We start from the raw sequence: 13641 nt of genomic DNA on the forward strand, positions 1-13641 counted from the left end.
CACCGTGCACCTGCGCCCCTGGTCGACCGCCGACGCCCCGCTGCTCCGGGGAGCGTCGACGGACCCGGAGGTCGCGCGACAGCTCGGCGGTGCACCGTTCGCCGACGACGCAGCGGCCGCCGCCTTCATCGCCACCCGGTACCGGCACGACGAGCACGCTCGCAACTGGGCAGTCGTCGACGCCACGGACACCGTCGTCGGCAGCGTGAGCGCGACGGCGATCGAGTACGTCCACGGCACCGCGTGGATCTCCTACTGGCTGACCCCTGCGGCGCGCGGGCACGGCCTGGCGACCCGGGCCGTGGTCGCAGCGGCGGACGACGCCTTCGCCCTCGGCCTGCACCGGCTCGAACTCGGGCACCGCACGAACAACCCTGCCTCGTGCCGCGTGGCGAACCGCGCCGGCTTCGTGGTCGAGGGCACCGAGCGGGAGCGGCTCCGCTACGGCGACGAACGGTTCGACGTCGAGACGCACGCGCGGCTCGCCACCGACCCCGTCCCCGACGTGGAGCCGCTACCCCGCTCGCGCTCCTGACGAGACCGGAGCGTCGACAGTGACTCGAGGCCCGCGGACCCACGCACGTCGATCAGTGGCCGGCGGATGCTGGAGACGGCGCGGTCGTCAGCCGCTGACGATCTCAGCCGCCGACGATCCGCAGCTGCCAGGTGCTCTCCTTCGACGCGTCGTACGCATCGAAGGTGACTTCCTCCACGGCCTTCCGCCAAGTGCGCGGCAGCGGGAACCGCTGTGTCCCGTCCACGCAGGACATCGGCTCCGCGGACTGCGTGTTCCGACTCGTGCTGCCCGACCGGATGGTCAGCCCGCCGGACATCGTCCCGTCGCCGAAGCAGGTGAACTCGAGGTGATCGATGTCCTCCGGCTCCGGGAACGTGATCGTGATGCCGTCCTTGCTCGAGGGCGACGGGTCGGCAGGGTCGACGTCGGCAGCGAGCACCCCGAGGTCGTCGTCGGCCGCGCTGTCGTGATCGGTCTTCCACTGTTCGAGCGCCGCGCGATCGACCGGGTCCTGCGCCGTGCACCCCGCGAGGAGCAGCGCCGCGAGGGCGGCGACGAGGAGGGGCGGCAGCGTACGGCGCATCCGGACAGCGTACTGACGATCGTCGTAGTGTCGACCCCGTGACGACGACGTTCCCCCGCACTGCCCCGTCCACCCTCGGCATCGACGCCCGCGGCATCGCGGCGTTCCTCGACGCGCTCGAGTCGACACCCGGCGTGGAGCCGCACGGCTTCCAGCTCCTCCGCCACGGCCGCGTCGCCGCCGAGGGATGGTGGGCTCCGTACGAGCCGGGCCGCGTGCACCTGCTCTACTCGCTGAGCAAGAGCTTCACCGCGGCCGCCGTCGGCATCGCCGTGCGCGAGGGACTGATCGACCTCGACGCGACCGCGCTCTCGTACTTCCCCGAACTCGACGCCGAGATCACCGACGAACGCAGCCGTCGGATCCTCGTCCGCCACCTCCTGGCGATGGCGAGCGGCCACCGCGAGGAGACCATCGAGCGTGCCCGGGCCCTCGACCCGGAGAACACCGTCCGCGGGTTCCTGCTGCTCCCGCCCGACGAGGAGCCGGGCACGGTCTTCGCCTACAACCAGCCGTGCACGTACACGCTCGGCGCGATCGTCCGCCGGGTCAGCGGGGGCTCCCTCGTGGACTACCTCCGCCCGCGGCTGCTCGACCAGCTCGGCATCGACGACCTCGCGTGGACCCGTGACGCCACCGGCGCGGAGCTCGGCTACAGCGGTTGCTACGCCCCGACCGAGGCGGTCGCGAAGCTCGGCCAGCTCTACCTGCAGCACGGTGTGTGGGAGGGGGAGCGCATCCTCGACGAGGACTGGGTCGCCGCTGCCACCAGCACGCAGGTCGAGAACCCGGACGAGGCCAACCCCGACTGGCGGCAGGGGTACGGGTTCCAGTTCTGGATGGCCCGGCACGGCTTCCGCGGCGACGGCGCGTACGGCCAGTTCTGCGTCGTCCTGCCGGAGCAGGACGTCGTCCTCGCGATCACCGGTCAGAGCCTCGACATGCAGGCCGTCCTCGACGCTGCGTGGGAGCACCTACTGCCCGCCATCGACGCTGCGGACGCAGATGCGGTCGGGGACAGCGGCCTGGAGGCGCGACTCGCCTCCCTGGGACTGCCTCCGGTGAGCGGGGGATCACTTCCGAAGGACCTCGGCCACGGTCCGCTGCGGGTGCGGCCCGACGGCGTCCTCGACGCCGTGCGCCTCGAGCGGGACGCCGACGGGGTCCGGCTCACCATCGAGGGCGACGGCCGGACGGCGTCGGTGCCGGTCGGTGACGGGCGCTGGGCGGTCGAGGGCGCCCTGGCCGCGAGCGGGGCCACCGAACCCGCCGGCACGGTGCTCGTCGCGCTCCGGTTCGTGGAGACACCGCACATGCTGTGGCTCCGGATCGACGAGCACGCCGGCACGGCCGGGGTCCGCTGGGCGACGGAGCCGCTGCACGACGGCGCGCTCACTCTCGCCCGCCCCGCCGACTGACGCGGTCGGGCGCGCTACCCGGCGTCGTCCGAGCGCCGGAGCTCCCGCCGCACGACGCGGCCGTCGTCCTCGAACCGGAGCGACACCGTGACCCGCTCACGCCCGTGGAAGCGCTCGGGCAGGTCGAGCGCGTACGAGGCCGGACCGGAGTCAGCCGTGCAGGCGTCACCGCCGGTCCGGGTCATGGTCACCATCGGTCCGTCGTCGTTCGACTCCAGCCGGGTCGGCGCGATCGGGCAGCTCGACGACCCGTAGGTCGTCACGAAGAACCGCTCGCCCTCGCGCACCCACCCGACGGTGGGACCGGTGTCGCTCGGGTCGGTGGCGAGGGTTCCTCGCCCTGCGCCGGCGTACGGCTCGCCGATCACCCGTGGTGCGGAACACCCGGCCAGCAGGCCGACCACCACGGCAGCGGTCCCGACGCCGAGGAGCCCGTTCCGCGTGTTCAGGCGGGGGATGGTCACGGCGTCAGGGGGTGTCGGACTTGTGCTCGAGGACGTCGCGGAGCTCGGGACGCTTCGGGGAGACACCGTCGCCCGAGGAGGTGTGCTTGATCCGCCGGACCACCCACGGGACGAGGTACTCGCGCGCCCAGCCGAGGTCCTCGGCGCGGGCCTCGCGCCAGGGCCTGGCCTCGAGCGGCTCGGGGTTGAACGGCGCCAGACCGTGCTCGACACCGAGGGCGTCGAGGACGGCGGCGGCGACGGTCGCGTGCCCCATGGGGGAGTGGTGCAGTCGGTCCGGCGCCCACATCCGCGGATCACGCAGCACCCGGAGCGCCCACATGTTCGCGACGATCGCACCGTGCTTCAGCGCGATCGCGTGCAGGTTCTCGTTGTAGGTCGCCGTCTTGCCGCGCACCATCCCGAGCACCGGTGTCATCCCGACGTCGGGCCCGGTGAAGAGCACGACCGTCGCACCGTCGCTCCGGAGCCGCTCGACCATGCGGTCCACCTTCTCGGCGAGCTCGTCGGGGTCCGACCCGGGCCGGATGATGTCGTTGCCGCCGGCGGACACGGTGATGAGGTCCGGGTGCAGGGCGAGGGCGGGTTCCACCTGCTCGTCGATGATCTGCTGGAGCAGCCGCCCGCGGATCGCCAGGTTCGCGTAGGCGAAGTCGTCCGTCTGGTTCGCCAGGACCTCGGCCACGCGGTCCGCCCAACCCCGGTTGCCCCCGGGGACGGTGGGGTCGGGGTCACCGATCCCCTCGGTGAACGAGTCACCGATCGCGACGTACCTGGACCAGGGATGACGATCTGACACGTCTCGGACCATAGTCTCGTGTCATGACGAAGGCCAACACGGGAGCGTCCGCCTGGGCCGTGCCGGAGGACCTCCTCGCACGGATCGCCGCGCGGGCGCCGCGGTACGACGCCGAGAACGCCTTCTGCGCCGAGGACCTCGACGAGCTCCGCGCTGCGGGGTACCTGCGCATCGGGGTGCCCGTCGAGCAGGGCGGGTCCGGACTCGGGCTCGCCGCGACGTCCGCGGTGCAGCGCAGCATCGCGCAGGCCGCGCCCGCGACCGCACTCGCGCTCGGGATGCACCAGGTGTGGGTGCAGGCGGCGCGCGCCGTCACTCGACGGGGTGAGTCGTTCCTCCAGGCCGTCACCGACCACGCGGCGGACGACCACCTCCTGGCGTTCGGTGTGAGCGAGCCGGGCAACGACGCCGTCCTGTTCGACTCGTCGACCACGGCGGAGCCGGACCGCGACGGCGGCTACCGCTTCACCGGGACGAAGGTCTTCACCTCGCTCGCGCCCGCGTGGGACGTACTGAGCGTGTTCGGCAAGGACGACACCGGGCCGGAGCCGCGCCTCGTGCACGGGTTCGTGCTCCGGAGCGACGGCGACGTGGAGCACCTCGACGACTGGGACACGCTCGGGATGCGGGCGACGCAGAGCCGGACGACGACGCTGCGTGGCGTGCACGTCCCGGCGGACCGGATCGTGCGGTCGCTGCCGGTCGGGCCGAACCAGGACCCCCTCGTGTTCGGGGTCTTCGCCGCGTTCGAACTGCTCATCGCCTCGGTGTACGTCGGGATCGCCGAACGGGCCGTGACGCTCGCGGCCGCCGCGGTCGCGGACCGGGTCTCCCTCGACGGCACGCCGCGGTCACAGGACCCGGACGTGCGCCGGGCGATCGCGGACATCCGCGGCGCGGTCGACGCCGTCGAGCTGCAGGTGTCCTCGCTCGCTCGGTCCGTCGACGAGGCCGACGACCTCGGGAGCCGGTGGTTCCCGCTGCTCGTGGGCACGAAGGCGCGCACGGTCGACACGGCGCAGCACGTGGTGGACGAGGCGATGCGGGTCGTCGGTGGCGGCGCCTACCGGGCCTCCGGCGAGCTGGCGCGGTTGTCGCGTGACGTGCGGGCGGGGCAGTACCACCCGTCGTCGCGGGACTCGGCGGCGCGGACGATCGCCGCGTCGGTGCTCGGGCCACTCGCGCCGCTCGGCTGACGCGGGCGATGTCGGTGGGGGCTGGCATCATCGGCGTGTGAGCAAGCAGGACGGACGCAACCGACTGGTGTCCGACGCGCCCGTCGACGACCTGACGGCCAGCGTGCTGCACGTCGACATGGACGCCTTTTTCGCCTCGGTGGAGCTGCTCGACCGACCGGACCTCATCGGGCTGCCCGTCATCGTCGGCCACGACTCGGACCGCTCGGTGGTCACCGCCGCCACCTACGAAGCGCGCAAGTACGGCGTGAACTCCGCCATGCCGATGGCGATCGCGAAGCGCCGCTGCCCGAACGCGATCATCGTCGAACCCCACTTCGAGAAGTACCGCGACAAGTCCGCCGCCGTGATGGCCGTGTTCGACCGCTTCACCCCGCGCGTCGAGAAGCTCGGCATCGACGAAGCCTTCCTCGACGTCGCCGGGGCGCTCCGGCTCTACGGCACGCCGTGGCAGATCGGCCAGGCCATCCGCCGCGCCGTGTTCGACGAGACCGGGCTGCACTGCTCCGTCGGCGCCGCGTCGACGAAGTTCGTCGCGAAGCTCGCGTCCAGCCGGGCGAAGCCGGACGGTCTCCTGGTGGTGCCCGCGGCCGACACCGTCGCGTTCCTGCACCCGCAGCCGGTCTCCGCGCTGTGGGGTGTGGGCGGGAAGACGCAGGAGACCCTCGAGCGGCGCGGCATCCGCACGGTGGGGGACCTCGCGAACACACCGCTCGGTTCCCTCGTCTCCGCGCTCGGGCCCGCCGGCGGCCAGCGCCTGCACGACCTGTCCTGGGGCCGCGACCCGCGGGTGGTGGAGGACGGCGTCGGCGAGAAGTCGATCGGGCACGAGGTCACCTTCGGCCACGACCTCACCGAGCGCGACGACGTCGCCCGCGAACTCCTGCGCCTGGCCGACAAGGTGGCCGTCCGGCTCCGCCGCGCCGAGGTGCAGGCACGGACCGTGTCGCTCAAGGTCCGCTACACCGACTTCACCACGCTGACCCGGTCCCGCACCCTCGCCGAACCCACCGACGTCGCGAAACGCCTGCACCGCGAAGCCGTCGACCTGTACGACGTCCTGCACCGGCCGGGCAACCAGATCCGGCTCATCGGCGTGCGTGGCGAGAACCTCGTGCCGGCCGCCGCGAGCAACGCGCTCTGGGACGACGACGCGCCGTGGCGCGAGACGGAGACGACGGTGGACGCGGTCGCCGCGCGCTTCGGCGCCGGGGTGCTGCGACCGGCATCGCTGGTCCGCGGCACGCCCGAGGGGCACGTCCCGCACGCTCGGCAGGACCGAGGGTGACGGTAGAATCGGGTGAAGTGAGCGCAGCCGAGTACACCGATCAGCCAGGGGCGCACCAGCCAGCGGCAGGGGACCAGTCCGCGGCGCTGTGGGACGACACCGCGGCGCCCGCGACGGGGACCGGCCCGACCGACCCCGACGGCACCGCAGCAGCAGACCCCGACGGCACCGCAGCAGCAGCCCACGACGACGCCGTGGCCGCTGCCGAGGCCGCGGGCAACTCCGCCGTCCAGCACCTCTCCCCGGCGTTCCCGGACCGTGCGGCCTGGGGCACCGCGTCGAAGCTCCGCGCCTGGCAGATCGAGGCGCTGACGAAGTACTTCGAGAAGGAACCCCGCGACTTCCTCGCGGCGGCGACACCGGGCGCGGGCAAGACGACGTTCGCGCTCCGACTCGCCACCGAGCTCCTCGCCCGCGGCACCGTCGACCGCATCGTGGTCGTCGCACCGACCGAGCACCTGAAGCGCCAGTGGGCCGACTCGGCCGACCGGGTGGGCATCCGCATCGACCCGATGTTCAAGAACGGTGACGGCATGTTCGGCCGGCACTACCAGGGCGTCGCGATCACGTACGCCCAGGTCGGCATGAACCCCGAGGTCCACCAGAAGATCACCGAGGGCGGCCGCACCCTGGTCGTCCTCGACGAGGTCCACCACGGCGGTGACGCTCTGACCTGGGGCGACGGCATCCGCGAGGCGTTCTCCAAGGCCACCCGCCGCCTGTCCCTGTCGGGGACCCCGTTCCGCTCGGACACCGCACCGATCCCGTTCGTGCAGTACGCCCCCGACGAGCAGGGCATCCGCACCTCGATCTCCGACTACAACTACGGCTACGGCCGCGCGCTGAAGGACGGCGTCGTCCGTCCGGTGCTGTTCATGGCCTACGCCGGGCAGATGCGCTGGAAGACCCGGATGGGCGACGAGATGTCGGCGTCGCTCGGCGAACCCGTGACGAAGGACATCACCGCCCAGGCGTGGCGCACCGCCCTCTCGCCCGAGGGCGAGTGGATGCCGGCGGTCCTGTCTGCCGCCGACAAGCGCCTCACCGAGGTCCGACGCGGGGTGCCCGACGCCGGTGGACTCGTGATCGCGACGGACACCACCACGGCCCGCGCCTACGCCCGCATCCTCCAGCAGATCACCGGCGAGCGTCCGACCGTGGTGCTCTCGGACGAGGCCGCCGCCTCCAGCCGGATCCAGGCGTTCGCCGAGGACACCTCGCGCTGGATGGTCGCTGTTCGCATGGTGTCCGAAGGCGTCGACGTGCCCCGGCTCTGCGTCGGCGTGTACGCCACCAGCGCGAGCACGCCGCTGTTCTTCGCACAGGTGATCGGCCGCTTCGTGCGCGCCCGCCGCCGGGGCGAGACCGCCAGTGTCTTCCTGCCGAGCGTCCCCGGGCTGATGGCCCTGGCGGCGTCGCTCGAGCTCGAACGCGACCACGCACTCGACCGCCCCAAGGACGCCGACGACGGGATGTACAACCCCGAGGACGCGATGGTCGCCGAGGCCAACAAGGAGGACCGCGCCTCCGAGAGCCTGCTCGAGGTGCAGCCCTTCGAGGCCCTCGACTCGCAGGCGTCGTTCGACCGCGTGCTCTACGACGGCGGCGAGTTCGGGACCGGCGGCGAGGTCGGCTCGCTCGAGGAACTCGACTTCATCGGCATCCCCGGGCTCCTCGAACCCGACCAGGTGCGCGACCTGCTCCGGGCACGCCAGGCGACCCAGGCGAAGCGAGCCAAGGGTCGTGTGCCCAAGGACGGACTCCCCAAGGTCGCCGAGCCCGAGAACCGGCCGATGTACCAGACGATCAAGGAGCAGCGGTCCGAGCTGCACCGGCTGGTGTCGATCTGGTCGCGGCACGCCAACGAACCACACGGGGCGATCCACGCCGAACTCCGCCGGATCAGCGGTGGGCCGGCCGTGGCGCAGGCGAGCATCGAGCAGATCCAGAAGCGCATCGACATCCTGCGCTCCCGGATCGGCGGCCGTCGGTGACCCTGCCGTGATCGAACCGGTCGACGACCGGACCTGGTACGTCAAACGCGACCCGGAGTCCTCGCCCGAGGCGATCATCGACCGCTTCGGCGGTGGCTACCGTCTGCGGCGGTTCTCGCTCACCGAGTCCCGCCGCACCCCCCACGGCGTCTACATGGGGATCGAACTCGCCGAGACCGCGTGGTGGCGGCTCCGCGACAGGCCGCGGAACTCATGACGCGCCAAGCAAATCTCCGGTAGACCGGAGGAATGGCAGACTCGATCCCTCACGTCCTCGTCCTCGGCGGCGGTTCCGCTGGTTACACCACCGTCAAGCAGCTCCAGAAGCACGCGGCGACCGTGCCGATGCGCATCACGCTCGTGGACCAGAACACGTACTACACGTACCTGCCGTTCCTGCCGGAGGTCGCCGGCGGCCACATCGCGCCGAAGGACGTCACGGTGGAGCTCCGTCGTGCGCTCCGGAAGACCCGTGTGATCCAGGGCAAGGTCACCGGCATCTCGTCTGCGGACAAGACCGTCTCGGTCGCCACGGCCGGCGGCGACGAGCGCACGCTCGGCTACGACCAGCTCGTCGTCGCGCTCGGTTCGGTCACCCGCACCTTCCCGACGCCCGGGCTCGAGGAGCACGGCGTCGGATTCAAGACCGTCGAGGAGGCCGCCTACGTCCGCGCCAAGCTCCTCGACAACATCGCGAAGGCCGCTGCCACCCGCGACGAGGACGAGCGTCGCCGCCTCCTCACCAGCATCTTCGTCGGCGGTGGCTACACCGGCGTCGAGGCGATCGGTGAACTCTTCGACGTGTCGCAGGCTGCCATCAAGACCTACCCGTCGCTCGCCGGCGAGCACCCGCGCTGGGTCCTCATCGACGCGCTCGACCGCGTCGCGCCGGAGGTCGGCCCCGACCTGTCGAAGTGGACCCTCGAGTCGCTCCGTGCCCGCGGCATCGACGTCCGCCTGAAGACCACGATGCCGAGCTGCGAGGGCGGCGTCGTCAAGCTCTCCGACGGTGACGAGTTCGCCGCCGGCCTCATCGTCTGGACCGCCGGCGTGAAGCCGAACCCGCTCCTCGACGCGTCCGACCTGCCGCGCGGTCCGAAGGGACACCTCGCCGCGAACGCGAAGCTCCAGGTCGAGAACGAGGAGACCCACGAGGTCGTCCCGGGTGTCTGGGGCCTCGGCGACGTGGCGCAGGTCCCCGACCTCACCGCGGACAAGCAGCCGGCGTACTACCCGCCGAACGCGCAGAACGCCGTCCGTCAGGCCGTCGTCGCCGCGGACAACGTGGTCGCCACGATCACCGGCAAGCCCCTCGAGGAGTACCGCCACCCGTCGATCGGCACGGTCGCCTCGTACGGTGTCGCCAAGGGCGCGGCGAACATCAAGGGCATCAAGATGACGAACCTGCTCGCGTGGCTCGCGCACCGTGCGTACCACGTGTACGCGATGCCGACCCTCAACCGGAAGGCACGCATCGTCATCGGCTGGGTCACGGGTGCCGTCTCCGGTCGCGATGCGACCTCCCTCATCAAGGAGACGGACCCCCGTCGCACCTTCGTCGAGGCGTCGAAGAGCTAGGAGACCGAACTCGGCTCAGCGGTCGCACGTTCGTCGAGGCGTCGAAGAGCGAGACGCGACCGTCTGACGGCCTGGAGGCGCGGTGCCAGCTGGCACCGCGCCTCCAGGCCGTCGCGGGGTCGCGTCCGAGGGCCGTGGTGCGGCAGACTGACTCCCTCGGTGCCGACGCACGGAGGTCCCGGAGGGCGCCCGTCTCGTGAACACCAGCACCACCCGACCCACCAGCTGCGTGCGGTGCGGCCGCCCGCGCCGTCCGCGCGAGCTGCACCGCTGCCCCGGCCCCGACGATCCGCGTCGCGGCCTCGGCCTGACCGGGGGAGCCGTGGCCGCACTCGCCGTCCTCGGAGGCGTCGGGCGCCCGCTCGTCGTGGGCGGATCGGTGCGCGACGCCCTGCTCCGGGACGCAGGACGGTCGGTGCCGGTCGTCGCGCACGGCGACGTCGACGTCGAGCTGCACGGTGCCGAGGACCCCGAGGCGGTCGCGGTCACCCTCCGACGTGCCGGTGCCGTGGTGACGCGTGCGGGATCCCGGTTCGAAGTGCTCAAGGTCGTGTTCGACGGCGCCGACCTGGACGTCGCGCTCGTCCCAGGGACGGACGACGAGTCCTTCGTGCGATCGGCCGAGCGTCGCGACTTCACGATCGACGCCGTTGCGTGGGACCCCGTCGACGCCGTGTACCTGGACGCGTTCAGCGGCATCGACGACGCGGCCGTCGGCCTGCTCCGGCACACGTCGGACCGCTTCGGCGAGGACCCGCTTCGGGTGCTGCGGGCTGTGCAGCTCGTCGCCCGGTTCGGCCTGCGGGTGGACCCCGCGACGGTCTCGGTGGCGCGTGCACTCCGGGACACGTACGGGTCGATCGCGTCGGAACGCGTCTGGCCGGAGCTCCGGAAGGCCGCCGGGGGCGATCACCTCGTCGCCGCGCTGGACCTCCTGCACGCGACCGGCTGGGACGCACACTTCCCCGAGCTCCACGCGATGCGGGACGTACCGCAGGACCCCGGCTGGCACCCGGAGGGCCCCGTGCACGTGCACGCCGGTCTCGCTGCCGAGTGGGCAGCCCAGCAGTGCACCGCCGACGGGATCACCGGCGACGACCGCGTCGTGATCGTGCTCGCGGCGCTGCTCCACGACGTTGGGAAGGCCGGCGACGGCACCTGGACCGAGCCCCGGCCCGACGGCGGGGTCCGGATCCGGAGCCTTGGCCACGAGCAGTCCGGTGCCGTCGCCGCGCGGGCCCTGCTGCGTCGAGTCGGTGCGCCTCGGCACCTCGTCGACCGGATCGTGGTCCTCGTCCGCGAGCACATGGTGGCGCACTCCACGGGTGGAGCCGCGCCGTCGGTCCCGGCCGCCCGTCGGCTCCTGCGCCGACTCGGCGGGTCGCTCGGCACCGCCGAGGCGTGGGCACGCGTGTGCGAAGCGGACGCGCGCGGCCGGGGAACGGCGTCCACGAGCAGCCCCGCGTGGACCTGGCTCCGGGTGATGTCGTCCGACCAGGTCGCGCGACGGCAGGTTCCGCTGCTCACCGGCCGAGACCTCATCGACGCCGGACTCGTCCCCGGCCCGACGTTCCACGGACTCCTCGCCGCAGCCGCCGACGCGCAGGACGACGGGGTGTTCGACGACGTCCCCGGGGCACGACGGTGGCTCGCGTGTCGGCTGGCGGGCGAACAGCGGCACCCGACCGACTGATCCTGTTCACGATGCGCGGACCTGGACCGCCTCCCACTGACGCCGCGACAGCGTGGGCGCTTCGAGTGAGAGGAGCGCCATGCGCGCGATGACGTACCGCGGGCCGTACCGGGTCCGTGTCGAGGAGAAGCCAGACCCGCGGATCGAACACCCGAACGACGCGATCGTGCGGGTGGAGCGGGCTGCGATCTGCGGATCCGATCTGCACCTCTACCACGGGATGATGCCCGACACCCGCGTCGGGCACACGTTCGGGCACGAGTTCATCGGCGTCGTCGAGCAGATCGGCTCGTCCGTCGAGACCCTGTCCGTCGGGGACCGCGTGATGGTCCCGTTCAACATCTGCTGCGGGAGCTGCTGGTTCTGCGCACGCGGACTCTTCTCGAACTGCCACAACGTGAACCCGAACGCGACCGCGGTCGGCGGCATCTACGGCTACTCGCACACCACCGGCGGGTACGACGGCGGGCAGGCGGAGCGCGTACGCGTGCCGTTCGCCGACGTCGGGCCGCAGGTGATCCCGGACTGGCTCGACGACGAGGACGCGCTCCTGATGACCGATGCGCTCAGCACCGGGTACTTCGGGGCGCAGCTGGCCTCGATCCGCGAGGGCGACACCGTCGTGGTGCTCGGCGCGGGGCCCGTCGGCCTGTTCTCCGCGGCCTCGGCGTGGTTCATGGGCGCCGGTCGCGTCATCGTGGTCGACCAGCTCGAGTACCGGCTCGAGAAGGCCGAGACGTTCGCGCACGCCGAGACGATCAACTTCGCCGAGGTCGACGACGTCGTGCTCGAGATGAAGAAACAGACCGACTACCTCGGTGCGGACAGTGTGATCGACGCCGTCGGAGCAGAGGCGGACGGGAACTTCACCCAGCAGGTCACCGCCTCGAAGTTCAAGCTGCAGGGCGGATCGCCGACGGCGCTCAACTGGGCGATCGACGGCGTCCGGAAGGGCGGCACCGTCTCGGCGATCGGCGCCTACGGGCCCATCCCGAGCGCGGTCAAGTTCGGCGACGCGATGAACAAGGGCGTCACGATCCACGCGAACCAGGCACCCGTGAAGCGGCAGTGGCCGCGGCTGCTCGAGCACATCCAGGCCGGGCACTTCAAGCCGAGCGACATCATCACGCACCGGATCCCCCTCGAACACATCGCCGAGGGCTACCACGTGTTCTCGTCCAAGCTCGACGGTTGCATCAAGACCGTCGTCGTGCCGTGAGGAGGCCCGACATGTCCGACCACACCCCGTACATCGCCGATCCACCGCGGCGGGTGCCGTCCGCCGAGGAGCTCCGCGCCCGGATCCCCGGGTGGGGGAGCGACCTCGACCTCGCCGACCGGCCGTCGGTGCCGAAGCTCTCCCGGTCGGCCGGTTCGGCCACCGGGGCGCACTGGGAGGTGCCGTCGCAGCAGCCCGGCGCCTCCGGCCGGGAGCGTTCGATCGAGCACGCCCACGTGACGCCGGTGTTCGGCACCGCACAGCCGCTCCGGGGAGTGCCGGGAGCGGTGCGCCGCCTGGCGTACGCACGGTTCAGCGAGGGGCGGCTGGCGCACTGGATGCTGCTCGTCGTCGGGGACCGGCTCGACGTCGGCGTCCACCGGGTGACCGATGCCCTGCACGGCCGGCCGGACCGGGTGATCCGGGAGACCGGGGTGCGGGCGGAGCGCGGGAAGCACCCCGTCGCCTCGAGACTCGGGTCGTCGCGGCGGGACTGGCGGCACCAGCTGCTCGATCCCGTCGTGGCGAACTGGGGCTGGCTCGCGGCGCTGGGGGCCGTGGTGCTGGTGGTGCGGCGGGTGCGGCGGGTGCGGCGGCGCTGAGCGGCGCTGCCGACTCGGAACGACGTCGTCGATGTCGTACGACACCGGCCGCGTCGCAACCACGCGCGTGCAACTGTTGCGCGCGCGCAGGTGCGACGTCGTCGATGTCGTACGACGTCGGCCTTGTCGCTCCCGCGCGCCTGCAACTGTTGCGTGCGGCAGTGGTGGGGACCGACCGCCGGGCGCGAGGCCCGAGGCGGAGCGGAGCCGTGCCTCCCGGCACTGATGCGTCCGCGTGTGCATGTTCCGACGTTCCACGTGTCGATCGACGGGTGCGGTGTCGCACGGTG

The 13641-nt window shown here is 72.1% G+C and carries 13 protein-coding genes; 10 read left to right on the forward strand and 3 right to left on the reverse strand.

Features of this window, described 5'->3' with window-relative positions; translation table 11 throughout:
• Positions 1–4 precede the first annotated feature (4 nt).
• Positions 5–535 (forward strand): GNAT family N-acetyltransferase, encoded by a 531-nt coding sequence (locus BLT36_RS15055; protein WP_092096335.1) that lies wholly within the window; start codon positions 5–7, stop codon positions 533–535.
• A gap of 103 nt (positions 536–638) precedes the next feature.
• Here the strand turns inward: BLT36_RS15055 and BLT36_RS15060 are convergent, their stop codons facing one another.
• A complete protein-coding gene (locus tag BLT36_RS15060) occupies positions 639–1100 on the reverse strand; it encodes a hypothetical protein (protein WP_092096337.1) in 462 nt (153 codons plus the stop codon).
• 38 nt (positions 1101–1138) lie between these two features.
• Between BLT36_RS15060 and BLT36_RS15065 the strand changes: the two genes are divergently transcribed.
• Complete coding sequence (locus tag BLT36_RS15065; RefSeq protein ID WP_092096339.1) at positions 1139–2518, forward strand: serine hydrolase domain-containing protein; 1380 nt, start codon at positions 1139–1141, stop codon at positions 2516–2518.
• A 14-nt stretch (positions 2519–2532) separates the two neighbouring features.
• On the opposite strand, the gene BLT36_RS15070 is transcribed toward BLT36_RS15065, so the two are convergent.
• Together BLT36_RS15070 and BLT36_RS15075 are read right to left on the reverse strand one after the other, a co-directional pair.
• On the reverse strand, positions 2533–2982 hold the full coding sequence (locus tag BLT36_RS15070; protein ID WP_092096341.1) for a hypothetical protein: 450 nt from the start codon (positions 2980–2982) through the stop codon (positions 2533–2535).
• 4 nt (positions 2983–2986) lie between these two features.
• On the reverse strand, positions 2987–3781 hold the full coding sequence (locus tag BLT36_RS15075) for an SGNH/GDSL hydrolase family protein (protein WP_092096562.1): 795 nt from the start codon (positions 3779–3781) through the stop codon (positions 2987–2989).
• Positions 3782–3804: 23 nt separating this feature from the next.
• Here BLT36_RS15075 and BLT36_RS15080 point away from each other — a divergent pair, with 23 nt between their 5' ends.
• The 8 genes from BLT36_RS15080 (at position 3805) to BLT36_RS15115 (ending at position 13351) form a co-directional block, all read left to right on the forward strand.
• A complete protein-coding gene (locus BLT36_RS15080) occupies positions 3805–4977 on the forward strand; it encodes an acyl-CoA dehydrogenase family protein (protein ID WP_092096342.1) in 1173 nt (390 codons plus the stop codon).
• A 37-nt stretch (positions 4978–5014) separates the two neighbouring features.
• On the forward strand, positions 5015–6265 hold the full coding sequence (dinB, locus tag BLT36_RS15085; RefSeq protein WP_254787682.1) for a DNA polymerase IV: 1251 nt from the start codon (positions 5015–5017) through the stop codon (positions 6263–6265).
• A 194-nt stretch (positions 6266–6459) separates the two neighbouring features.
• Positions 6460–8259: a DEAD/DEAH box helicase gene (locus BLT36_RS15090; RefSeq protein WP_092096565.1), complete on the forward strand. Its 1800-nt coding sequence runs from the start codon at positions 6460–6462 to the stop codon at positions 8257–8259.
• Positions 8260–8266: 7 nt separating this feature from the next.
• A complete protein-coding gene (locus tag BLT36_RS15095; protein WP_092096343.1) occupies positions 8267–8476 on the forward strand; it encodes a hypothetical protein in 210 nt (69 codons plus the stop codon).
• Between the two features lie 32 nt (positions 8477–8508).
• Positions 8509–9837: an NAD(P)/FAD-dependent oxidoreductase gene (locus BLT36_RS15100; protein WP_092096344.1), complete on the forward strand. Its 1329-nt coding sequence runs from the start codon at positions 8509–8511 to the stop codon at positions 9835–9837.
• 322 nt (positions 9838–10159) lie between these two features.
• Positions 10160–11530, forward strand: coding sequence for an HD domain-containing protein (locus tag BLT36_RS15105; RefSeq protein ID WP_175529667.1), 1371 nt, complete (start codon positions 10160–10162; stop codon positions 11528–11530).
• Between the two features lie 79 nt (positions 11531–11609).
• The gene (locus tag BLT36_RS15110) at positions 11610–12749 is read left to right on the forward strand and encodes a zinc-dependent alcohol dehydrogenase (RefSeq protein WP_092096347.1); all 1140 of its coding nucleotides are present in this window, start codon (positions 11610–11612) and stop codon (positions 12747–12749) included.
• 11 nt (positions 12750–12760) lie between these two features.
• The gene (locus tag BLT36_RS15115) at positions 12761–13351 is read left to right on the forward strand and encodes a hypothetical protein (protein WP_092096349.1); all 591 of its coding nucleotides are present in this window, start codon (positions 12761–12763) and stop codon (positions 13349–13351) included.
• Positions 13352–13641 lie beyond the last annotated feature (290 nt).

Origin of the sequence: Curtobacterium sp. UNCCL20, assembly GCF_900101675.1 — a bacterium.
In the GTDB taxonomy this organism is placed as follows: domain Bacteria; phylum Actinomycetota; class Actinomycetes; order Actinomycetales; family Microbacteriaceae; genus Curtobacterium.